General features: G+C 67.4%; 22 protein-coding genes, 1 tRNA gene and 1 pseudogene. 11 read left to right on the top strand and 13 right to left on the bottom strand.

What is annotated here, in order from left to right:
* Positions 1-172: 172 nt before the first annotated feature.
* The 7 genes and pseudogenes from BC793_RS52875 to BC793_RS32965 all read right to left on the bottom strand — a co-directional run.
* A pseudogene (locus BC793_RS52875) lies at positions 173-586 on the bottom strand (sensor histidine kinase); the annotation flags it as partial.
* Positions 547-879 carry an adenine nucleotide alpha hydrolase family protein gene (locus tag BC793_RS52880; protein WP_428839530.1) on the bottom strand — a complete coding sequence of 111 codons (333 nt, stop codon included), beginning with the start codon at positions 877-879 and terminating at the stop codon, positions 547-549. The pseudogene BC793_RS52875 and the gene BC793_RS52880, both read right to left, overlap by 40 nt.
* 103 nt (positions 880-982) lie before the next feature.
* Complete coding sequence (locus BC793_RS32945; RefSeq protein WP_109599704.1) at positions 983-2,104, bottom strand: glycoside hydrolase family 12 protein; 1,122 nt, start codon at positions 2,102-2,104, stop codon at positions 983-985.
* Between the two features lie 114 nt (positions 2,105-2,218).
* Positions 2,219-3,016 (bottom strand): ABC transporter ATP-binding protein, encoded by a 798-nt coding sequence (locus BC793_RS32950; protein ID WP_203896445.1) that lies wholly within the window; start codon positions 3,014-3,016, stop codon positions 2,219-2,221.
* 50 nt (positions 3,017-3,066) lie between these two features.
* Positions 3,067-4,119: a FecCD family ABC transporter permease gene (locus tag BC793_RS32955; protein ID WP_109599708.1), complete on the bottom strand. Its 1,053-nt coding sequence runs from the start codon at positions 4,117-4,119 to the stop codon at positions 3,067-3,069.
* On the bottom strand, positions 4,116-5,159 hold the full coding sequence (locus tag BC793_RS32960; protein ID WP_109599710.1) for a FecCD family ABC transporter permease: 1,044 nt from the start codon (positions 5,157-5,159) through the stop codon (positions 4,116-4,118). Before BC793_RS32960 ends, BC793_RS32955 begins: the two co-directional genes overlap by 4 nt.
* Positions 5,159-6,193: an iron-siderophore ABC transporter substrate-binding protein gene (locus tag BC793_RS32965; RefSeq protein ID WP_109599712.1), complete on the bottom strand. Its 1,035-nt coding sequence runs from the start codon at positions 6,191-6,193 to the stop codon at positions 5,159-5,161. The genes BC793_RS32960 and BC793_RS32965 overlap by 1 nt, the downstream gene beginning before the upstream one ends.
* Before the next feature lie 358 nt (positions 6,194-6,551).
* Between BC793_RS32965 and BC793_RS32970 the strand changes: the two genes are divergently transcribed.
* From BC793_RS32970 to BC793_RS49085, 3 genes are all read left to right on the top strand, one after another.
* Complete coding sequence (locus tag BC793_RS32970; protein ID WP_170167305.1) at positions 6,552-8,570, top strand: APC family permease; 2,019 nt, start codon at positions 6,552-6,554, stop codon at positions 8,568-8,570.
* Positions 8,571-9,170: 600 nt separating this feature from the next.
* The gene (locus BC793_RS32975; RefSeq protein WP_146246535.1) at positions 9,171-9,755 is read left to right on the top strand and encodes a hypothetical protein; all 585 of its coding nucleotides are present in this window, start codon (positions 9,171-9,173) and stop codon (positions 9,753-9,755) included.
* A gap of 239 nt (positions 9,756-9,994) precedes the next feature.
* Positions 9,995-10,564 carry a hypothetical protein gene (locus BC793_RS49085; RefSeq protein ID WP_146246536.1) on the top strand — a complete coding sequence of 190 codons (570 nt, stop codon included), beginning with the start codon at positions 9,995-9,997 and terminating at the stop codon, positions 10,562-10,564.
* 159 nt (positions 10,565-10,723) lie between these two features.
* Here BC793_RS49085 and BC793_RS49830 read toward each other — a convergent pair.
* The 3 genes from BC793_RS49830 to BC793_RS32990 form a co-directional block, all read right to left on the bottom strand.
* Positions 10,724-10,802, bottom strand: a tRNA-OTHER gene (locus BC793_RS49830).
* A gap of 226 nt (positions 10,803-11,028) precedes the next feature.
* Positions 11,029-12,147 (bottom strand): hypothetical protein, encoded by a 1,119-nt coding sequence (locus BC793_RS32985; protein ID WP_239170429.1) that lies wholly within the window; start codon positions 12,145-12,147, stop codon positions 11,029-11,031.
* A gap of 181 nt (positions 12,148-12,328) precedes the next feature.
* Positions 12,329-12,667, bottom strand: coding sequence for an immunity protein Imm33 domain-containing protein (locus BC793_RS32990; protein WP_249037399.1), 339 nt, complete (start codon positions 12,665-12,667; stop codon positions 12,329-12,331).
* Between the two features lie 455 nt (positions 12,668-13,122).
* Between BC793_RS32990 and BC793_RS49090 the strand changes: the two genes are divergently transcribed.
* Positions 13,123-13,710 (top strand): hypothetical protein, encoded by a 588-nt coding sequence (locus tag BC793_RS49090; RefSeq protein WP_146246537.1) that lies wholly within the window; start codon positions 13,123-13,125, stop codon positions 13,708-13,710.
* Between the two features lie 437 nt (positions 13,711-14,147).
* On the opposite strand, the gene BC793_RS49095 is transcribed toward BC793_RS49090, so the two are convergent.
* Positions 14,148-14,576 (bottom strand): hypothetical protein, encoded by a 429-nt coding sequence (locus BC793_RS49095; RefSeq protein ID WP_146246538.1) that lies wholly within the window; start codon positions 14,574-14,576, stop codon positions 14,148-14,150.
* A gap of 43 nt (positions 14,577-14,619) precedes the next feature.
* Between BC793_RS49095 and BC793_RS32995 the strand changes: the two genes are divergently transcribed.
* The 3 genes from BC793_RS32995 to BC793_RS49100 all read left to right on the top strand — a co-directional run bounded on the left by BC793_RS32995 (position 14,620) and on the right by BC793_RS49100 (position 17,448).
* On the top strand, positions 14,620-15,087 hold the full coding sequence (locus tag BC793_RS32995; protein WP_109599719.1) for a hypothetical protein: 468 nt from the start codon (positions 14,620-14,622) through the stop codon (positions 15,085-15,087).
* Positions 15,088-15,388: 301 nt separating this feature from the next.
* Positions 15,389-15,865: a hypothetical protein gene (locus BC793_RS33000; protein WP_109599721.1), complete on the top strand. Its 477-nt coding sequence runs from the start codon at positions 15,389-15,391 to the stop codon at positions 15,863-15,865.
* Positions 15,866-17,013: 1,148 nt separating this feature from the next.
* On the top strand, positions 17,014-17,448 hold the full coding sequence (locus BC793_RS49100) for a hypothetical protein (RefSeq protein ID WP_146246539.1): 435 nt from the start codon (positions 17,014-17,016) through the stop codon (positions 17,446-17,448).
* A gap of 65 nt (positions 17,449-17,513) precedes the next feature.
* On the opposite strand, the gene BC793_RS33005 is transcribed toward BC793_RS49100, so the two are convergent.
* Positions 17,514-18,389 carry a LysR family transcriptional regulator gene (locus BC793_RS33005; RefSeq protein WP_109599723.1) on the bottom strand — a complete coding sequence of 292 codons (876 nt, stop codon included), beginning with the start codon at positions 18,387-18,389 and terminating at the stop codon, positions 17,514-17,516.
* Positions 18,390-18,509: 120 nt separating this feature from the next.
* Here BC793_RS33005 and BC793_RS33010 point away from each other — a divergent pair, with 120 nt between their 5' ends.
* The 4 genes from BC793_RS33010 to BC793_RS33025 all read left to right on the top strand — a co-directional run bounded on the left by BC793_RS33010 (position 18,510) and on the right by BC793_RS33025 (position 21,098).
* The gene (locus BC793_RS33010) at positions 18,510-19,508 is read left to right on the top strand and encodes an NADP-dependent oxidoreductase (protein WP_109599725.1); all 999 of its coding nucleotides are present in this window, start codon (positions 18,510-18,512) and stop codon (positions 19,506-19,508) included.
* Complete coding sequence (locus tag BC793_RS50745; RefSeq protein WP_203896442.1) at positions 19,505-19,672, top strand: hypothetical protein; 168 nt, start codon at positions 19,505-19,507, stop codon at positions 19,670-19,672. The genes BC793_RS33010 and BC793_RS50745 overlap by 4 nt, the downstream gene beginning before the upstream one ends.
* A gap of 216 nt (positions 19,673-19,888) precedes the next feature.
* Positions 19,889-20,281, top strand: coding sequence for a CPCC family cysteine-rich protein (locus tag BC793_RS33020; RefSeq protein ID WP_109599726.1), 393 nt, complete (start codon positions 19,889-19,891; stop codon positions 20,279-20,281).
* 190 nt (positions 20,282-20,471) lie between these two features.
* Positions 20,472-21,098 (top strand): ribonuclease FAU-1 family protein, encoded by a 627-nt coding sequence (locus BC793_RS33025; RefSeq protein WP_109599728.1) that lies wholly within the window; start codon positions 20,472-20,474, stop codon positions 21,096-21,098.
* Positions 21,099-21,256: 158 nt separating this feature from the next.
* On the opposite strand, the gene BC793_RS33030 is transcribed toward BC793_RS33025, so the two are convergent.
* Positions 21,257-21,793 (bottom strand): VanZ family protein, encoded by a 537-nt coding sequence (locus BC793_RS33030; protein ID WP_211340654.1) that lies wholly within the window; start codon positions 21,791-21,793, stop codon positions 21,257-21,259.
* Between the last annotated feature and the right edge of the window lie 77 nt (positions 21,794-21,870).

Genomic DNA, 21,870 nt, shown 5'->3' on the forward strand with positions numbered 1-21,870 from the left:
GGGACGTGAACGCGGCCCGCAACATTCTGGCCGCCGGGCTGGCGGTGACGGCCTGTGGAGCTGATGCAAGACCTCAACGGGGAACCACCTCCCGGGCGGGCGATCGGCGATGAAGCAGGAACGACTCTGGGGCGACCCAGTGGAATCCCCGCCCCCTTCAGGGCGGGGAGATGTCAAGGTCACCGAGTCGCTGAAACGGCAGGAACACATGGTCCCAGCGGTCCTCGGCGATGCCGGGCCCGTGGTCGATGACCCGTAGTTCGACGGTGTCGTGGTGCGCGCTGGCGGTGACCATCGGCGGTTCGCCGGCCGGACTGAACCGCAGCGCGTTGGCCACGAGATTGACCAGCACCTGATTGAGCAGGCCCGGGTCGGCGTGGATGAGCGGCAGATCGTCGGGGATGCGCAGATCGACGAGGCGGCCGTCCGCGCCCAGATCGTCGAGGGCGCGGGGAACGACGTCTTCAGCGCCCACCCCCACCGCGGTGACGCCGACCGCACCCGCCTGCAGCCGGCTCATGTCGAGCAGATTGCTGACCAGCCGGGTCAGTCGCTCGAGCGATTCGTCGGCGGTGGCGAGCAGGTGTGCAGCAGTGCCGTCAGGGCGGGAAGTCCGAGCAGGGTGGCCGCGAACCCGGCGATGCGGCGGCCGCGGGACAGTGCCGGGGGTATCCGACGGGTGCGGCGGCCTTGCCCGGCGCGTTCGTGGGTGACCAGATGCACGTCGATCGACCCGGACAGGGCGGTGGTGGTGGCGCCCACGCCCGCGGAGAACAGTTGGGCGAGCCTGCCGCGGCTGGAGGCGCCGAGCACTATCTGGGTGGCGTTGACCGCGCGGGCGAAGTCGAGCAGCGCGCGCGGGATGCCGGAGCCGATCACCTGGTGGTAGCTGCCGCTGAGGCTTTCGACCAGGACGCGGTGAGCGGCTCACCGCGGGTGGGCGTGCTTCGCCGGGCCGCGGGAGCGGCCCGGCGAGAACAGGTCACGCCCGGGTGCAGGCGGTTCCGTTGAGGGTGAACGCCGACGGTGCGGCGAACGTCCCGCCGTAGCTGCCCTGGAACCCGAACGAGGTGCTGCCACCGGCCGGGATGCTGCCGTTGTGGCTGGTGTTGCGGGCCGTGATGGCGCCGGAGGTGCCGGTCAGTGCGGTGTTCCACGAGCCGGTCACGGACTGTCCGGACGGCAGGGTGAACGCCAGCGTCCAGCCGTTGATCGCGCTGCCGCCGGTGTTGGCGACGGTCACGTTCGCGGTGTAGCCGGTGTTCCAGACGTTGGTGGCGTACGTGACCCGGCAACCAGAGCCGCCCGGAGCCGGGCTCGACGGCGGTGTGGACGGCCCGCCGCCACCACCGTTGACGCTCGCGGAGAAGCTGTTGACGCCCAGCCCGGCGCCGCCGATCCACGGCTCGAAGCCGGCCTGGATGCTGGTCAGGTACCACGAGTTCGTGATGGCACCGCGGTTCTTCACGTCGTTGATGAAGTCCAGGACGCTGAAGCTCCAGCTGCTGATCGCCGACGGCGCCACGTAGGACACGACCGCGTTGGACCCGTTGCTGCCCTGCCACACCTCCCAGGTGCGGCCGCCGATGGTGGCGCTGCCGACCCGCGAGCCGATCGGCTGGATCGAGCCCTGCCGGTTGAACCAGATCATGATCTCCTGGGCGTTGACCCCGTCCCGCTTCGGTGTGGGGTCGAGCCAGATGTCGTACGACGCGTTGTAGGTGGCGCCGTTGACGAAGGTGTAGTTGATGCTGCTCGTGGCGCTGCTGATCGCGCTGACCTGGATCGGCAGGTTGGTGCCGGGCGAGCAGTTGGTGTAGTGGCAGCCGTAGTAGACGGCCGGGTACGACACCGGCGCGCCACTGGTGCTGCCGACGCCCTGCTGGCTGGTGATGCTGAAGCCGGTGCCGGTCACGTTGATGCACTGCTCGGCGGTGGTGCCCCAGCGGTTGTTCATCACGACGTACCGGCCGCCGATGGTGGTGGAGCCGTACTGCTCACAGATCCGGGTGTCGGCCTGCGCTGGTCCGGCGAGGGTGAGAGCGGTGAGCCCGGCTGCGGCCGTGAGGGCGGCCGCGAGCAGGGCACGGAGGGGACGACGCATGGAAAGCTCCTTCGAGGGAACGGTGGGAGCGCTCCCGGCGGACGTTACAACACATCGAAGGAGGTCGAAAGCCGAGCCGGTTCCGGAACCGCCGTCAGGCCCCGGCGGGCTGTCTCACATGACGGCGGCCGACCTGACGTGGTGGCGACCGATCGGCAGCATCAGCGGCTTGCCCGACACCGGATCGGTGATGACCTGACTGTCCAGACCGAACACCGTTCGCACGCACTCCTCGGTCAGCACCTCGGCGGGCTCCCCGGCCGCGTGCAGGCCACCGCCGGCCAGCGCGATCAGCTGATCGGCGTACCGGGCCGCCATGTTCAGGTCGTGCAGCACCATCACGATCGTCGTGCCGCGGGCCGCGTTCAGGTCGGTGAGCAGATCGAGGACCTCGACCTGATGGCTGACGTCCAGGAACGTGGTCGGCTCGTCGAGCAGAAGCACGTCGGTCTGCTGGGCGAGCGCCATCGCGATCCACACCCGCTGCCGCTGCCCGCCGGACAACTCGTCCACCGAACGGTCGGCCAGGTCGGCGGTGTGGGTGGCGTCCAGCGCCGCGGCCACCGCGCGGTCGTCGGCGGCGCTCCAGCGCGACAACAGCCGCTGGTGCGGGTTGCGGCCCCGGCCGACCAGGTCGGCCACCGTGATCCCCTCCGGGGCGATCGGCGACTGCGGCAGCAGACCCAGGGTGCGGGCCAGTTCCTTGGCCGGCATCCGGTGCACCTCGCGCCCGTCCAGCAGCACGTGCCCGGCGCGCGGTGCCAGCAGCCGCGACATCGACCGCAGCAGCGTCGACTTGCCGCAGGCGTTGGCGCCGACGATCGCCGTGATCCGGCCCGGCGGCACCAGCAGGTCGAGCGACTCGATCACCACCCGGTCGGCGTAGCCGACGGTCAGCTTCTCGACGGCCAGCGTGTGGGTGGCGGCGGTGGTTCCCCCGGCCGTCGGCGTGTGGTCGCTTGTCACAGGGAGCCTCCGGCGCGGTTGGTGCGGACGAGCAGAAAGATGAGGTACGGGGCACCGAGCACCCCGGTCACGACGCCCACCGGGAAGCGGGTGTCGAACGCGAACTGGCCCAGGAAGTCCGCCGCCAGCACCAGCAGCGAACCGGTCAGCGCCGACGGCAGCAGCAGCGAGCCACCCGGACCGACCAGGCGCGCGGCGATCGGCCCGGCCAGGAACGCCACGAACGCGATCGGCCCGGTGGCCGAGGTGGCGAACGCGATCAGCCCGACCGCCGCGATGATCGACACGAGGCGGGTACGTTCCAGCCGGGTACCGAGGGCGGCCGCGGTGTCGTCGCCGAGCTGCAGCATCGTCAGGTCACGCGAGCGCGCCAGCAGCATCGGGCCGAACACCACCAACGCCACCAGCACCGGAACCGTCTCGTCCCAGGTGGAGCCGTTGAGGCTGCCGTTGAGCCAGCGGGTCGCGGCCTGCAGATCCCACTGCCCGGCCTGATTCAGCACGTACGAGGTGGCGCTGTTCAGCATCGCCGCGATACCGATGCCGATCAGCACGAGCCGGGTGCCGGCCACCCCGTCCTTGAACGACAGCAGATAGATGACCAGTGCCACCCCGAGCGCCGCCACGATGGCGAACACCGACACCCCGGTCTCGCTCAGGTTCAACACGATGATCCCGAAGGCGGCCGCAGCGCCCGCCGCCGAGCTGATGCCGATGATGTCGGGACTGGCCAGCGGGTTGCGCAGCATGGTCTGGAAGGTGACGCCGCCCATCCCGAAGCACACGCCGGTGACCGCCGCCAGCACCGCACGGGGCAACCGCAGTTCACCGACGGTGAAGGAGGCGCCGGGCACGGTCTCACCGAGGATCACCCGCAACACGTCACCGGGCGGGTAGAAGGTCTGCCCCACCATCAGCGAGACGACGAAGACCGCAACGACGGCCACGGCGAGCACGGCCAGTACGGTCCGGCGCCGCCGCCCCCGGCGGATCCGGCCACGGGTGACGGTTTCGAGTGTCGTGGTGCTCTCGAGGGTCGTGGTGCTCACAACTCGCGTACCTTCTGGCGGCGGACGATGTAGATGAAGAACGGGGCACCGACCAGGGCCGTGATGATGCCGGCCTCGATCTCGTCGGGCCGGTTCACCACCCGGCCGATGACGTCGGCGAGGGTCAGCAGCGCCGCCCCGGCGAGCGTGACGAACGGCAGCAGCCAGCGGTGGTCGAGCCCGACCAGCAACCGGCACATGTGCGGAACGATCAGGCCGACGAAGGCGATCGGCCCGGCGACCGCGGTGGCCGCGCCGCACAACACCACCGCGCCGAGGGCGGCGGCACCCCGGACCAGGACGACCCGTTCGCCGAGCCCGGCGGCCAGTTCGTCACCGAGGGCCAGGGAGTTCAGCGGCCGGGCGCACAGCAGGCAGACGGCCAGGCCGGCGATCAGGAACGGCAGGACGTGACCGATGCTCTCCCAGCTCGCCCCACCGACCCCGCCGACCTGCCAGGACTGGAAGTTCTCGGCGATGTCGCCGCGCGGCAGCACCACCGCCACGACCAGTGACGCCAGCGCGGCCGAGGTGGCGGCACCGGCCAGGGCGATCTTGAGTGGGGTGGCGCCGCCACGGCCCAGCGAACCGACCCCGTAGACGAAGACGGCCGACAGCGCGGCGCCGGCGATGGCGACCCAGATGTACTCGGTGGCGGTCGACAGCCCGATGGTCACCATGGCGACCGCGATCGCCAGCATCGCGCCCATGTTCACACCGAGGATGCCCGGGTCGGCCAGCGGGTTGCGGGTGACGCCCTGCATGACCGCCCCGGACAACGCCAGGGCCGCACCGACCAGCGCGGCGAGGACCGTACGCGGAATGCGTTTGACCACCGCCGCCTGGTCGAGGGTCTCGTCGGTGCCGCCGAACGCGGCGACGATGTCGGACCAGCCGACCACCCGGGAACCGAAGGCCACCGAGGCCAGCATCACGACCACCAGGACGGCCACCACCGCCAGCAGCCAGGCCAGTCGCACCCGGGCCGGGCGTCGCAGCGCGGCGACGTCCGGCCCGGACGGAGTTTCCAGTCGTGTCATCAGAGCTTGTCGGCGGCCTTGCCGAGCAGGTCGACGTAGTCCTTGAGGACGAAGGAGACGGCCAGCGGCGTCGGGTTCGCGGCGGTGGCCACCGGGGTGCTGCCGGGCAGCGACACGAACGAGCCGCGGGCGATCGCCGGGATCTTCGACAGCAGCGGGTCCTTCTGCAGCGTCGCCAGGGTGGTGCCCTCGGCGTCACCGTAGGTCACGATGATGTCGACGTCGCTGAGGTTCTGCACCTGCTCGGCGCTCTGCGTGAGGCTGAACTCGCTGGTGGCGGCCGACGCCTTCTCGATGCTCGCCGGGTGCTTCATGCCGAGGTCGGTGAAGAACTGGGCCCGGGTGTCGTGGGTGGTGTAGAAGCTGACCTTGCTGAGGTCGGTCGGGTCGATGTGGGTCAGGAACATCACCGACTTGCCGGCCAGCTTCGGGTAGCGGGCGGCCTCGTCCTTCATCTGCTTCTCGATGGTGGTGATCAGCTTGTCACCCTCGGCGGCCAGGCCGAGCGCCTTGCTCTCCAGCTTGATGCTGTCGCGCCACGAGGTGGCCCAGGCGGCCTTCGGGTACGCCACGACCGGCGCGATCTTGCTGAGGGTGTCGTAGTCCTGCTGGGTCAGCCCGGAGTAGGCGGCCAGGATGACGTCGGGCTTGGTGTTGGCCACACCCTCGAAGTCGATGCCGTCGGTCTCGTCGAACAGCACCGGGGTCTGCGCGCCGAGTTCCTTGAGCTTCGCGGCGTCCCAGGGCAGCAGGCCGTCGCCGTCCTCGTCACCGAAGTTGGCCTTCGCGTAGCCGACCGGCACGATGCCGAGGGCCAGCGGCACCTCGTGGTTGGCCCAGTTGACGGTGGCGACCCGCTCGGGCTTCTTCTCGATGGTGGTGCTGCCGAACGCGTGGGTGACGGTGACCGGGAACGCCGCGGCGGCAGAGCCCGAGGTGGTGGGGGCGGTCTCGTCGGCGGAGCCGCCGCAGGCGCTCAGCGCCAGGGCGGTGGTGACGGCGACGATTCCGGCGAGGAATCGGGGTGCGCGCATGGCGAGGGAACTCCACTTCGTAGCAGGTAAGGCATGGCTAACCTAACAGGCGGCGAAAGCGCCTGCATGATCGACTCCCTGGTCAGCGCGATGGCATCGATGGGCGTTCGGTGTTTCGCGGCCTGACCGTCCACTTGCCAGGGTCGCCATCCGCACCGGCCGACAGGCACAGAAACCCCTCGCCGGTCTGCCGCACGGGTTTGTTAACGCTTTTTTGACGCCCGTCAGCGGGCACGCGCTCGTCCGCCTGCCCGATCATGGGCGGGATGGATTCGACGTGGGGCCACCCACTGCCGGGGCCGACGAGCACGCGCGAACGGGCCGTACGGCACCACCGAACCACCAGAGAAAGCGAGCCATGGGAACCACCGACGAATCCGTGCAGCCGAGGCCTGGCCACACGCCGTCCCCGTACGCGATCCCCGCTGTCGTCGACACCCCGGCCCAGCGCCGACAGCACGGCGGAACACTGGCGACGTGGCTGCTCAAGCACCAGGTCCAACCGGTCGGACCGGCCGCCGGCGAAGCACACGCCGAGCAGCACCCCTGGTGGAAGGTGATGTGCCTGACCGGCGTCGACTACTTCTCCAGCCTGGCCTACGTGCCCGCGATCGCCGCCGCGGCCGCCGGCGCCGTGTCTCCGCTGGCCACCCTCCTGATCGTGGCCCTCACCCTGCTCGGGATGCTGCCGATGTACCGGCGCGTCGCCAAGGAGAGCCCGCACGGCGCCGGGTCGGTGGCGATGCTCGAACGGCTGCTGCCGTTCTGGCGCGGCAAGATCTTCGTGCTGGTACTGCTCGGCTTCGTCGCCACCAGCTGGATCATCACGATCACCCTGTCGGCGGCCGACGCCAGCCTGCACGTGCTGGAGAACCCGCACGCCCCGCAGGTGCTGCACGGCCACGCCGTCACGCTCACCGTCATCCTGCTCCTGCTGCTGGGCGGGGTGTTCCTGCTCGGCTTCAGCGAGGCCGTCAGCGTCGCCATCCCCCTGGTCGTGGTGTTCCTCGGCCTCAACGCCGTCATCATCGCCGTCGGCATCCTCGAGATCATCACCACGCCCGGCGCCTGGTCGGCGTGGACCACGGCACTCACCGCCGGCGGTGGTGGCGCCGGGGACCTGATCGTGCCCGCTGTGCTCGCTTTCCCCCTACTGGTGCTGGGCCTGTCCGGGTTCGAGACCGGTGTCAGCATGATGCCCCTGGTCGCCGCCACCGGAAGCGACGAGCAGCAACGGCTGCGCTCGCGGATCCACAACACCCGCAGACTGCTCACCGGCGCCGCACTCATCATGAGCGTGTACCTGCTGGCCAGCAGCGTCGTCACCACCGTACTGATCCCCGCCGCCGAGTTCGCCGAAGGCGGCGACGCCAACGGACGCGCCCTGGCCTGGCTGGCCCACGAACACCTCGGCGAGGTCTTCGGCACCGTCTACGACATCAGCACCGTACTCATCCTCTGGTTCGCCGGCGCGTCCGCGATGGCCGGCCTGGTCAACATCGTCCCCCGCTACCTGCCCGGCTACGGCATGGCCCCGGAATGGGGCCGCGCGGTCCGGCCGGTCGTCATCGTCTACACCATCATCAGCGTCGTGCTGACCATCGCCTTCGACGCCGACGTCGACGCCCAGGCCGGCGCCTACGCCACAGGCATCCTGGCCATGATGGTCTCCGGCGCGTTCGCCGTCACCGTCGCCGCCTTCCGCGCCCGTCAGCGCCTCGCCGGGACCGGCTTCGGACTGCTCACCGCGATCCTCTGCTACGCGCTCGCCGAGAACGTCATCGACAAACCCGACGGCATCACCATCTCCGCGATGTTCATCGCCGGCATCATCGTCGTCTCCCTGATCTCCCGCGTCTCACGCACCACCGAACTGCGCGCCGACCGCATCGAGTTCGACGACGACGCCCGCCGGTTCATCACCGACACCCTCGCCTACGACGGCCGGATCAACCTCATCGCCAACCGCCGCCAGGCCGGAGACGCCGCCGAGTACGCCGGCAAGGAACGCGAACAGCGCGGCGACAACCCCGTACCGGGCACCGCCGATGTGATCTTCCTCGAGATCGACGTCGTCGACCCGTCCGCGTTCAGCGACACCCTCACCGTGCGCGGCGCCGAAGTCGACGGCCACCGGATCCTGCGCGCCGAGGCGCCCGCCGCGCCGAACGCCATCGCCGCGATCCTGCTCGCCCTGCGCGACACCACCGGAGTACGCCCGCACTGCTACTTCGCCTGGGCCGAAGGCAGCCCGCTCATCCACATGATCCGCTACTTCCTGCTCGGCCGCGGCGACACCGCCCCCGTCGCCCGCGAGATCATCCGCGAGCACGAAACCGATCCGGCCCGCCGCCCGGGCATCCACGTCGGCGCGTGAACCCGGTTCAGTGCCCGTCGCACCAAGATCGGGTCACGGGCGGTTCTCCGCCCGCGGGATGATCGGTGCGCAGCCTGCCGAACGGCCCTCCTCCGTTCAGAGGCGCGATCCGCTGGCCCGGGGGACGCCAGGAAGTTGATCACCGCCTACCGTCGGACCCGATACGCGGACCCCGGAAGACGGCAAAGGAACGATCGTGCCTGATGATCGCGACCCTGGACTGAGCGACGACCAGCACATCGCGGCCGGCGAACTCGGGCAGGCGACCCGGCCACCGCCGCCCGAGTCGGACATGACCCGGAAGCCGCGGGGCCCGCTTGCGCTGGTCACCACCGCGGGGGCCGCAATCCTGGCCGTGGCATCGCTGGTGTCCGCTGTTCACCAGACGCCATCACTAGGAGGAGATCCAGGACCCGTATCACTACCGGAACCAGTACCGGTCCGGGTGATCGCTCCAGCGGAGCCGGCCGGGCTCATCGTCCGGGACGGCGATCTCGTCGAGGCCAGCGGCCCGGTCGACGATGGGGAGCTGTGCGCGCCGGCCCCGGTCCTGCTCCCGGGCAACGGCGATACCTGCCGTACGGCATCCGGGTACCGAGCGTGAACCCGACGGGCGGCGCGACCCTGCGCGGCCGATGGCACCCGGATGGGTTGTCCGACATCCAGCGGCAGCCGTACGCGCCCACGTCGGCCGGTGATCTCGGGAACCACTCCGATCTACCGGACACCCCGCCGTGCCCGGCACCGAGCGGTGGCTGGCGTGACGGCGAGGACTGGATCGACGACCAGGTCCACGAGTATCTGCATAAGCATGCCGACCAGTTCGCACAGCCGTTCGCGACGCACGTCGGCAACGCCCGCATCCTGGTGGTCGAGGTCGTGAGCGGCGACGTGGACCGGGCCCGGGCGGCGTTGACCGCGATCTACACCGACAACCTCTGCGTGGTCGCCGCACCCGGCGGGCACAGCATCGCCGATCAGGAAAAGCTGCAGGCCACCACCGGTAAAGCGGTCGGGGCGCTGATGGGCGACCCCGCTGCGGCCATCTACTCGGTCACCACCCCGCGGGACGGCAAGATGCGGGTGAACATGGTCCAGCTGACACAGCCGCTGTACGACAAGTTCGCCGCGATCGGCCTCGACCACCTGATCCTCGACCCATGGATCCGCCCGGCCGTTCCGTAGCTCCTCACCATGCGGCGAATCGGGAGCTCCGGTGCCTCCGGCTCAGGGCGTGCGCCGGCTTCGCGTAACAAGAACGATGCCACCGCGGCCCGGAAAGGGTCGCATACCCGGCGCCCATCGATCGTGGACTGCAGCGTTCGTCGAGCCGTCACCGTCACGGCAATCCGAACGCCGTGTATCCACGCGGGCATGCCAAAGTCGCGCTACTCCCTTTTGCGTGGCATTGGCATGATGCGGTCATGAATCGATACGTTTCGTGTCTCGTTGCCGGGTTACTCGGCGCAGCGTTGGCCATTTCCCCAGCCCAGGCCGCGCCTCGTCCCGTACCCGAAGCCGTGATATTGCAGCCGGCGGATCTTGGTGGAGCGCAGCCCGGTCCGGTCGAGCCCGATCTGATCCACCCGTTGCTGCCGCAGCCATGCGCGGATGCGCCGATGCCGCAGCCCATCGCACAGCGGAGTCTGGCGGCAGACTACGACCCGCGACACCGAGTATACGAAAATGTGGGCCGCTACCGGCCCGGCGGCGCCCAGGCCTACCTGGCCACGCTGAAGGACCAGCTGGCCCGGTGCCGGGCCGGCGGCGGTGACACAGGCTTTCGCGGCATCGCCGAAGATACCGCGGGACCGAACACGGTGCTTTTCATCCGCCAGTACGACGAAGGCGACCGGTGGGGCGCCTACCTCGTCGCTGCGGTGGGACGGTATGTAGTCGTTGTTCTCGTGACCGATCCGGTGGTGGGTGCCAGCGACTACACGATCGTCAACGACTTCGGCCGCGCCGCCATCGAGCGAGTGCAGGCGAACTGATCACGGCCGACTCCCTGTCGGCGTTCAGACGTCCACACATCGGCACGACAAGGCGCCGGTCCGGCACAGCTGACCACCAGCCGTGACAGCGGCCGCCGGCCCGAGCGTGGACGGCGGCACGAGAGTGTGCTGGCCGACGCCGTCTGCGGCGTCGGCCAAGTGCCTCGACGGGATTCGAACCCGCGTCTCCGCGTCCCCGAAGGGCGCGCGGGATCCTAGGCCCCTAGACGACGAGACGCGGCGAATCTACAGCATTGACGCGGCCCTCAGCTCGCCAGTTTCCGATGGCTTGGCAAGCGCCCGTCCGCGTTCCCGCCTTATCGGCTGAGCCGCGCGGATCGCGCGCATGCGAGTGCGTCGAGGCCAGTGGCGGCTCGGCGCCATGGAGGTTGGCTGGGGACGCGCCACCGCTTCTTCTCAGGTGTCGGGTCACCGTTGTTGCTGCTGTTGATTGGTAGCGTGATTCAGCGTTCGTCATCTCCTGTGTCCTTGGAGAATGCGCCGAGGCGCAGCCGTGCCGCGACGTGGCCGGTGAACCATGCGAAGAAGTCGCTGGTCGGGTTGAGGCCTGCGCGGATCGCAGCGCGCCATTCGGGCTGTTCAAGCACGGCGAGGTATTGCTGCACGATGCGGTCCCGCTGCTCGCCTGTGCAGCCGCAGCGGTTCGGAGGCCGGGCTATCAGATAGTCGGCGATCATCGCGGCATCGACGTACCGGTTCGCTGTCGGCGACTGCCGGGCGAGGTGAGCAGCGTGGGCGGCCAGTACGACAGGTGCTGGCGGGTAGTGCTCGAGGGTCATGCCCATGCCGCCGCAGTCCGCCATGGTCCGCAGGAGCCGGCCGGTGTGATCGATCAGCTCGTCGTCGGCAGTGGCGCTGGTGATCGCTTCGTGCAGGTGCGCTGTGGTGGCAACCTTGCCGGCGAAGTAGCCGTTGAGGTAATCACCGTCGCTCGCATGACGCAGTAGCCACGCCCGGGAACTGGCAGCGTCTTGCCGGCACAGCGCCTCGACGAGGTAGACCCGGCCCCAGCCGGCGGCGCGCTTGGTGAGCCACTGCAGCGCTTGTGCACCTCCACGGCGGCGTTGCAGCGCCTCGGCGGCCAACGGCCCGAAATGGTCCGACAGCAGACCGATGGTTTGGATCAGCGGTATGTCTTCCTCGGCCCAATCGGCGGTCAGTAGCGCGAGCCCGACCGTAGCGGCATTGCGGTCGATGCTGTGCCGCACCAGCCACCGGCCGGTTTGCCGCACGCGTTGCCGGTCCGCGCGCAGCGCCGCGGCAACGATGTGGTCGTTGCGATGGATCGGGACGTAGACATCGTGGAAGGCGTCGACAAGTCCACTCGCCTGCGCGTCATGCTGGCGGAAGTGCCTGTCGAGGATGACAGCGACATCGGCCCCGTGGAGCCGTGGATCCCTCGCACGCCGGATTGATGGCCGCGAGCGGTGACGGTCTTCGTCCGGATACGGTTCACCGTCGCGAGGCAGAACGCCGTCGGGATGTTGCTTGTGAAGACGCAGAGCGTGTTCGAACAGAGTGCACTGCGGTTCGGGCAGGTCACGCCCGGTTGTCACGCTCACCGGCGGACGGAGGACTCGATTCTTTCGATCATGGTCGAGATGATCCCACCCTCGCGCGCCCTTCGGCAAGCGCAGCCCGCCGCAGTATCCCCTGGCACCGCGCGAGGCCCAGCACCTGATCTACCTCGATACCGGGCGGTGTCTGTCGGCGGCAGGAGAGTAATTCGGCCACGGGTCAGGATCACGGCTCGAGGAACGCCTCATCGTGCCAAACATCCTCGTGGCCTGGAGCCAGGATGACGCCGATGCCAGGTGGGAGAGCCAGGTACGGCATCAACTCGGGGAAATGGCTCTTGGCGTGCTCGACGTGGACCGGGCTGAAGAAGTCGTCGTCTTGTGGTGCCGGCCCGCCTCGCCATACGTACCAACCGTTGGACTGCCCGACCGGCGGGTGACGGACGGCATTGAGCGGTAGCAACCCTGAGCTGCGGCTCAAGCCGACGCCGATCATCGTTCCCCGGCCCGGAAGAAGCGGCTTGACCCCGAAACGCCAGCACACTCGGCGTTGCGCCCAAGACATCACGCCGCATCTTCGCATGCATGCGGCGCACCGCGACGGATGCGCCGGTCCGAGTCGAAGGCTCAACGCGTGCGGAATGCGGCAGACGAGGGAGTACCGAGAAGTCGCACCATGCCTCAAGATCCAGGCGTGACCGAATGGTGGACGTCCCGTCGCTTCAGCCTGACGAACCCTCGTGATGACGGCAGCACCGACCTTCCGCGGCTCCTGCGGCGAATGTCCGACAGGTCGAGCGGCGCGACCTCGACCCCATGGACATCCTCGATCTGACGGTCTCCCAGGAGATGACGGCGGACGGTCCGTGGTGGTCCGCGACGATCTACTGGTCTCCTGATGACGACGAGCCAGGCCACTCACGTCCTTGAGCGCACGTTGTCAGCGGCAGTTCAGGTTGGTTGATCTTGAAGCGCTCGTAACCTGCGCGGTCTGCGCTCACCGGTCAACACCTCGAAAGGGTGATCGCGACCGTCACCTTTGACGAACTGGACTATATTCGCTGCGTGTCTGAACCCGGTCATGAGCACCCAAGATCAAATGGGTGGCTTGCTTCGCCTTCAGGGATGGCGACATTAGCTGCAACCGGCATCTTTGTGGCCGTAATCGCACTTATTCCGGACTGGGCTGACTTTATCGGCTCGGACGATAAGCCGCCATCACCGCCGGCAACCGGCGCAACAGTCGCGGCGACGACTCAGCCGACTTCTCAACCGGACTCCGCGTCGAGGGACCGGGCCGCCGGAGGTAGCAGTGCGAACCCGATTGATCCGCTCAACTGCTTCGGCAGCCCGCGCGACGTGACATTGACGCCGGCGTCGGGCCCCGCGGGAAGCCAAGTTCGGGTCCGGAGTAAGGGCTACCTGACGGGGGAAAAAGTTCGCGTCTCGACGTGGGCCGGAAGCGAGTGGGAAGCTATCGCCGACCGGAGTGGAGCTATCAACGTACGGGCCCGCATCCCCACCATGGTGCCCGGCGAGTCCGTGCCGGTACAGGTTCGCGGCGTCAAAAGTGGGTGTTCGGGAGACGCGATCTTCGCGCTTGAATGAAGCTTGTTGTATCCGGAACCCACAGGCGCTTGGCCAAAAATTAGCAGCACCCTAATTATATCCATGCCGAAGGTCGATTCACGGCGATGCTGGCGCTGGGTGACTCTGAGCAGATTCCTCGACCACTGCAATTGCACAACTCCGCTATGTCTCCGGCGAGCCCAACGCACTGTCATCGGCACGACAAGACGCCAGCAAGTCGCGGCCGACGGCCGGTCGTGACGACGGCGGCCACCCCGAGCGCGGATCGCGGCGGATCCGGATGTTGTCGGATCGGATCTGGTCCCCACGTGATGCAGCTACTACCTGATTCCCGCCAGTGCGGGCAGGATCTGGCTATGGGCGATGACCAAGGATTCGATCCCGGGGAACACATCGTGCTCGAAGGTCTGGAGCAGTCTCCGGTAGCCCTCTGGGAACTCGGCTGACCCGAGGCGTCATCGCGGCAGCGAGTGGCTGAGGTATGCGGACCGGGTCTTGTCTCGTTGGAGGCCCGCGGTTTCGTAGAGGTGCGGCACTTCGAGAGCTGGCCGGAGCCGTGGGAACACGGCAGGCCGGTCGTCGGCGGTGAGCTTCTCACTGAAAGCCGAAGCGTCAAACGATGGTCCGACAGCGCCGCTCGAACCCACCTGGTAGTCCAGATGACCACAGCCGGCGATGAACATCTGTAGCCGCAGGACCACACCCTTTCCGCGAGCCAGGTCCAAGACTCTGATGGCTGTTGGACCAACGGTGTCGAAACCCGCAAGTGGTGCCGAAAGTCTTGTTGAAACGGTGTCCGGATCCACAGAGACGGTCAGGATCTCGACGGAGGTGGCGCGGTGATTGAGTCGGCGGGCAGCGGCGTGCCCGATCCGGAAGGCCACCGCGGCCGCGTTAGGTGTAACCGGCCCGGATTAGAGTGCGATCATGACCGACGCATCCGTGCACCTCGTCGCCCAGCCTCGTCTCGACACGCTCGTGACGGAGTTCCGCTCCGACGCCCAGCGGTTGCGCACCGACTTTGCAGGGACGGCCTGGATCGGTGACATCCCCGACCCGGCATCCGGGATGATGGGACCGAACTACCAGCGGCGTGTTGTCGACTCGCAGTTGTTTCTGCCTGACACCCACTGGTACACCGTCCACGAGCTCGACGACGCCGAGATCCAGATTGCTGTCGGCCTGCTCCAGGTGCCGGGTACCACGCAGGGCTCCCAAGGGCTGGTCGGCGCAATCGCGGACCCACGAGCAGATTTCTTCGAGCACCCGGAACACGACGACCGGGTCGGCATCTGCCTTACGCTGCGGGGCCGGATCTGGTCCAACGTCGGCCTGTCATATCGAATCACCGTACTGTGCCGGCCGGAGGCCTTCATCAGTAGCGCACCCGCGTGATGCGAAGGCCGCACTGATCTCGGCACCAGCGTGCATGTCGGCTCGCCGCCTGGCCACCACGAGCGCGCGGCGGCAGATGAGGGCGCCGGCTTGCGGTGTCGGCAATTGACCCGATCTTGCTAGGAGGCGGCCGGCAGGGCGGCGGAGTCTGCTCCGCGGCGATGAACGGGAAGACGTTCACGGGGTCTTCTTTGCGAGCAAAGCCGTCGAGGCCTCTCGCGAGAGCGCCCTCCCACGTTGTCCTGACGGTGCCGCCCTGAACAATGGGCGGCGGCCCCGTCGTACAAGGAAAGGTTTGATCATGGGTTGGAACACCTCGGTGCTTTTCCGTCAGAACGTGACGGCGGACGAGGCTGTGGACGACCTCGCCATCACAGATTTCAGCGGCGAACTGGTCGGAGCCGACCAGGCTACAAGCGCCCTCAAGCCCGACGCCCTCTATGCCGCCGAGTCGGGTGGCTGGGTGCAGGTCTGGAACCCGATGATGGATGTGGTCATGGGCTGGGAGCCGACCGACCCGGCCGACGCTTTGGTGGTCTTCTTCAGCAGCGTTTCGAGCACCTACGGCTTCACGCTGTTCACGAATGGCGAACGAACCCGGCATTACGTCTGGGCGGATGGTGTGGCCGTCGAGGACGAAGGAATGCCACTGCCGGTCGAGGCCGAGATCGTCCTGCCGTCCTGGGGCCCAGACGAGGACTTCCTCTGGTCGATCATCACGGCAGTCACCGGACTCCGGTACGACGAAAAGCTGCAGTACCGCGTCTACCCGGTGTAACGGGCATGGTTATAGCGCATCATCGACGGCCGGAGCGTGTGCACTGTCATCGGCACCAGCGTGCACGCGATCCGGACTCGGCGGACACGCACCGTTACGACGGTCTGGTGGCAGCAGGCATGCTCAGCGGCGATGAGCGCACTCACTAGCTGGCAGACTTCGATGGCTACCAAAGCCCGCCCTGGCCCGGCTCGAACGGGCTGCCTCCCTCTCCTGAGTTTCCTCGGCCGCTCTCCCGGGGTGAGGAGAAACGACTAGGGCAGGGCCTTGAACATCCTCAACCACTCAGCCCCGTACCGCGAGCCGATTTTGCGCTGCTGAATGCGGCACCTGCTTCGACCTCCACTTCATCCGCACGGGCGCGTTCGGTCGAGACCTCTGCCCGCTGGACCGCCAGTAGGAGCATGAGATTCTTGCAGGGTGTGGCCGTTGACCCCCGCTTCAGTCGATCGGAGTCCAGCAATCTCGCCGCGATCGGAAGAGTTGTTGCGTTCGCCGGTCATGTCGTCGCTGCCGACCCCTGGTTGTATATCGCTTTTACTTCCACTCGTCACGCCGCGCCCGACTCGGTGTTCATGGTGGCCCTTATAACGGGAGCACTCGAACTACTGCTATTCGTTTTTTGCGTGGCACTCGGATTCAGCCTTCGCCGGACATCGCCGTGCCTCGCAAATGGCATCGTCTCCGGATGGTCGGGCGGCTTGATTGCGATCCCTTGCGGGGGAACGGTGGCAATCGGCTTTCTCGCTGCGTTGATCTAGTCGGCTCCGAGCGGTAATCCGCGCATCGGCACGACGAGACGCCGATCCCTCACTGCCGACCATCGGCCGTGACGGCGGCGGCCCGCCCGAGCGCGGACAGCGGCAGAGGAGTGTGCGGCCTCCTTGGCGTGACGCCAAGGGCAAATGACGCGGCCGAGGCTCAGGGTCCAGCCGCCGATGGAGGTTGAAAGTGCGTGCGACAGACCCTAGGCTAAGATTTGAGCGACTGCTCAAATCGCGAAGCCAGGCAAGCCCGGCGATGTAGAAACATGGATGGCCGCCAGATGAATTATGCCCGTATCATACCAATCGTGACAGCTCAGTAGTGTTGTCGTGAAGCCGCGGACCCCCCGGACATGGCTGATGGTAGGCAGGCCGCGACGCGCGATGGCGACGCTGGCGCCCGCCTACAGCCTCGTCATTTCGGCGGTACTGGCTGCCGTGGAGTTGGAAATGGCGCTCCTGATCGCTTGTGTCCCGTTTGTAGTAGTCAGTGCCATCCCACTGCTGGCCCGTGGTTCGCGAGCATTCAACGGCGCTTGCTATACGGCGACTGTGCTGCTGGTATGCGGCGGATGCATTTCTGGTGGGGTGTGGTTTCTTCCAGCGGCACTGCCGCTGCTTTTCGCCACACCTCCTGGACTGAGGGCGCCGATACCGCAAGCATGCGTAGCCGCAATCCTTGCGGCCATAGTTGTTACGATTTTGATTATTTTTCAAACAGTCAGCGCCAAGACGCGCCCTTATGGGCACGAGCGGGCGTTGACCGACCTCCGGCAGATGACGCCTTGCAGCGAGCGGATCGCGGAAGCGCGCGTGTGAGCTTGACGGTGTCGAAATGGATTTCGATCGCTCGGTGCCGCGGATGAAGTTCAGAGCCGAGCCGGTCAGGCTGCTGGGGCGGTGAGGACGGCCTTGGCCGCCAGCCGGAAGCGCCCGATCATGGGATTCGGGTCGTCCTTGCGGCTGACTACGACGACCCGGCTGGGGGGAGCACCTTCGATCGGGACGGTGACCAGGTCGGGACGCAGTGAGCTGCGCAGATCGCCGACGGGTAGCACGGCGATCGCCTGGCCACTCGCGACCAGTTCGAGCTTGTCCTCGTAGCTGTCCAGCGGTGGCACATCGGGGCCGAGGAGCTGGTAGGAGGTCCAGTCCCCGGCCTCGAAGGCGCAGGGTGCTGCCTTTTCGCCGGCCAGTTCCTCCGAGGTCACCGACGCGCGGCCGGCCAAGGAGTGACCGCGTGGGACCACGAGAATCCGGTGTTCCTCGTACAGCGGGGTGGTGAGCACCTCGTCGGCGGCCAACGGCAGCGGGGCCCGCCCGATCAGTGCGTCGACGCGCTTGTCGGACAACGCTCTCACGTCGCGGCAGCTCAGGTGCCGGGTGGCAATCTCGGCGTGCGGGTGGTGGCGGCGCAGTTCCCGGACCGCGGCAGTGATCACGAGGTCTTCGACGTAGCCGATGGTGATCCGTTCGGTCTCGGCCTGCTTGCGCACGGCCAGCTCGGCCTGCCGGGCGGCCTGCAGCAGGGCTTGGGCCCTGGGGAGGAACGCCTGGCCGGCCGGAGTGAGCCGGGTGCCCTGGGGTCCGCGGTCCAGCAGTTGTGCGCCGAGATGTTTCTCGAGCCGTTGGATCTGGCGGCTCAGCGCCGGCTGGGCGACGTGCAGCTCGGCGGCGGCCCGGCCGAAGTGCTGGTGCGCCGCGACGGCTGTGAAGTAGCGCACCAGCCGCAGTTCCAGGTCCTGTCCGAGATCGTTCACCCGGTTCAGCGTACCGTCATGTCTTTTCGGAATGATCGGCTTGCCGAACCGGTCTTGGACCGCCAGGCCGTTGCGGCCTTGACTGAGGGAGCGATGTCTCCTCCAGAAAGCACAGGCGTGATGAAGGCGATCCAGTTCCACGAGGCCGGCGGACCGGAAGTTCTGCGGTACGACGAGGTGCCGGTACCCGAGATCGGACCGGGCGAGGTCCTCGTCCGGGTGTACGCGGCGGGCGTCAACCCGCCGGATTGGTACCTGCGGGAGGGTCTGAAGGTAATGCCGGCCGAGATGCGGCCGGCGCTGGAGTTCCCGTTGACTCCCGGAACGGACATGTCCGGTGTGGTCCAGGCGGTCGCTGCGGACGTGGCGGAGTTCGCCGTCGGTGATGAGGTCTTCGGCATGCTGAGGTTCCCCGGGTTCAACGGCCGGACGTACGCCGAGCATGTGGCCGCGCCGGCGTCGGACCTGGCCCGCAAGCCGGCCGGTATCGACCACGTGCAGGCGGCCGGGGCTCCGATGGCCGTGCTCACCGCCTGGCAGTACCTGGTCGATCTCGGCCACGACGTGCCGTCTCCGTTCACCGGTCAGGTGCATCAGCCGGTACCGATCGCACCGGGGATGACCGTGCTGGTCAATGGGGCCGCCGGCGGAGTGGGCCACTTCGCGGTGCAGCTGGCGAAATGGAAGGGCGCGCGCGTGGTCGCGGTGGCCTCGGGCCGCCACGAGCAGTTCCTGCGCAACCTCGGCGCCGACGAGTTCATCGACTACACCCGCACGCGGGCCGCGGACGTGGTCAGCGATGTCGACATCGTGATCGACACGGTCGGTGGCCCGGACAGCTCACGGTTGCTGACCGTGCTCAAGCGTGGCGGCACCATGCTTCCGGTGTTCTTCGCCCAGTACGACCCGGAAGAGACGGCACGTCTGGCCATCTCAGTCTCCAACATCCAGGTACGTTCCAACGGCCCCCAGCTCGCCGAGATCGGGCGCCTGTTCGACGAGGGCAAGCTCCAGGTCGGGGTGGACAGCACGTATCCGCTGTCCGAGGCCGGCAACGCACACACGCGAGCCGCGCAGGGCCACATCCAGGGCAAGATCGTGCTGACGGTGGTCTCGTGATCGCCGGGCTGCAGTACGCGGTGGCGAACTACGCTCACGCCCTCGACGTGCCCGCGCTGAAAGCGGTCCTGACCCAGGACATCACCTGGAGCCTCTCGGTGCCCGGACAGGGCGGACCCGGCCCTGTCGCCGGACGCACGGCGGTGCTCGACTTCGTCCCGTGACGGGCACGCGGCCCAGACGAGAAGGATGCGGCACCACCTGAGCAATGTCGTGGTCAAGGCCGCGGACGCCGACAGCGCTGAAGTGCGGGCCCATATCGGCGAGAACGTGAAGGTTGGTCTCGTCCGGTTGTGGTAGCGGACCTGGCCGGTTGGCACTCCCCTACTGGTCGTCAAGCCCGAGGAATCCGCTGGGGCTTCACGTTGGCATGGTGCAGGATGGCCGCCGTGATGCCGACCTTCCCGTGCATGTGCTGCGGGCATCTGACCATGGGCGGGCCGCCCGGCTCGTGTGACATCTGCCCGGTGTGTTTCTGGGAGGACGATGAGGTGCAGCTGCGCTGGCCTGACTGGGCCGGCGGCGCGAACCGGCCGTCGTTGATCGAGGCGCAGGCCAACTTCAAGTCGTTCGGGGCGTGTGAGGAGCGGTTTGTGGCCCAGGTGCGGCCGCCTCGCGATGATGAGCCGCTGGATCCGAACTGGCGCCCCATCGACCTCGAACGGGACCACTTCGAGCGCCGAGGCGACCAAGAGGCGCCGTGGCCTGACGACCGCACTGTCCTGTATTGGTGGCGCTACCGCGACGCCGGATTCTGGCGTCGCGGTAGCTGAGGCTCGTCAGCTGGCTTGCTGGTCGAGGCGGGTCAGGAGTCCGTCGAAGATCTGCTCGCGGGCGACTGTCCCCGGCAGCGGACAGTCGCGGTGACAGCACGAGCTTTTTCTCGGCGGCAGATGAGTATGCGGCGGGGGCCCGTCGGCATACGTCTCGGATACGGTGGTGATCGCTCGCTACAGTCCGGCCATGCCGTACATCCGGGGTCGTGTCCTTCTGCGTAGGTGCTTCCGGGCAGACCAGTACACCTTCGTCAAGCCAATGCGAGTGGTAAGTGACGATGATGCGGGTCTTCTGCTCTGGATGCCGGCCGGAAGCGAGTTCGCCGTCCTCGTTGATGCTGAGGGAAAGACGCTGCACGATCGACCTCAAGACGAGATGCGTCAGCCAAGGCTCGTGCCGAAGATCTGGCGTGATCACGACATCCTGGTATTGATGCCGCCCGACGCCTTGCACTCCATCTGGTGGTTCTTCAAGCAGGGCCGTTTCGTCGGCTGGTACGTGAACCTCGAGACACCCTTCACTCGTCATGATGAGGGCGTCGACACCACCGACCTGGTACTGGACATCTGGGTGGAACCCAGCCGGAGCTGGGAATGGAAGGACGAGGAGGAAATGGCCGCTCGCATCGGGCGACCGCTGTACTTCGACAGGGCCACGGCCGAGGCTATCCGAGCCGAAGGCGAACGGCTCATCAAGCTCGCTGAGGCTGCGGACTTTCCCTTCGACGGCACCCACCTCGATTTTCAGCCTGATCCGGAGTGGTCACCGATGCAGTTGCCCAGCGGCTGGGAGTCGGCGAAGCCACATCCGTGATTGGCACGGTACCGAGCCTGCCGCCACGCGGATCTCTGGGAGCGGTGCCAGAGCTACGTCGGCTCTCGGCCACCGAACGTGACGCCAACGGCAACTCAACACGCGGACTGCGGCAGAGTAGTGTTTTTCCACGCCGTGCACGCCAACCTTGATCACCTCTACGGCTGTCTTCCCGCTTGGCGGCGCTCACGGCGGCCGATCGCGGTTAGGCGATGCACTGAATAGGCAGCCGCCGCACCTACCACTACACCTGCCAAATTGTGGATGATGTCGGCGATCTCGCAGACGCCCCTGTTCATTGCCGTCTGGAGGCCCTCGGCAAGGAAGACGAATACTGCTGCCGTCGCCGCGCTGGCGGCGGCCTTTCTGCTGGCCATAGCCGCAGCGAAGGTGAATGGCACATACAGCACTGCGTTCAGGACAGCCTGGGCGTCAAGGACTGTCAGACGTTCGGTGCCGCTACACGAGGCGATCAGCTCGACGTCGATAGCGTCAAACTCCAAACCGCGCCGACCGCTGACGAACATGGCTAGGACGACGCCGCCCAGACTCAACGACGCCAAAAATGACCAAACCATGCTGAACCGCAGAAGACGTCGGCACAGCCACGCCAAGGCCAGGCAGAGGACAATGATAACCGGCGCCGCGACTACGACCGCCCTTTCCGTAGCCAAAGACCAGAACATCTGGAACACGCCGGACATCGTTCGCTCTCATCCTCCAAGTACAAGAGGGCTCGGGTACGCCTTCATCGTGTACCCGTAAGCCGGCC

The sequence above is a fragment of the Actinoplanes xinjiangensis genome, from assembly GCF_003148685.1.
Lineage (GTDB): Bacteria > Actinomycetota > Actinomycetes > Mycobacteriales > Micromonosporaceae > Actinoplanes > Actinoplanes xinjiangensis.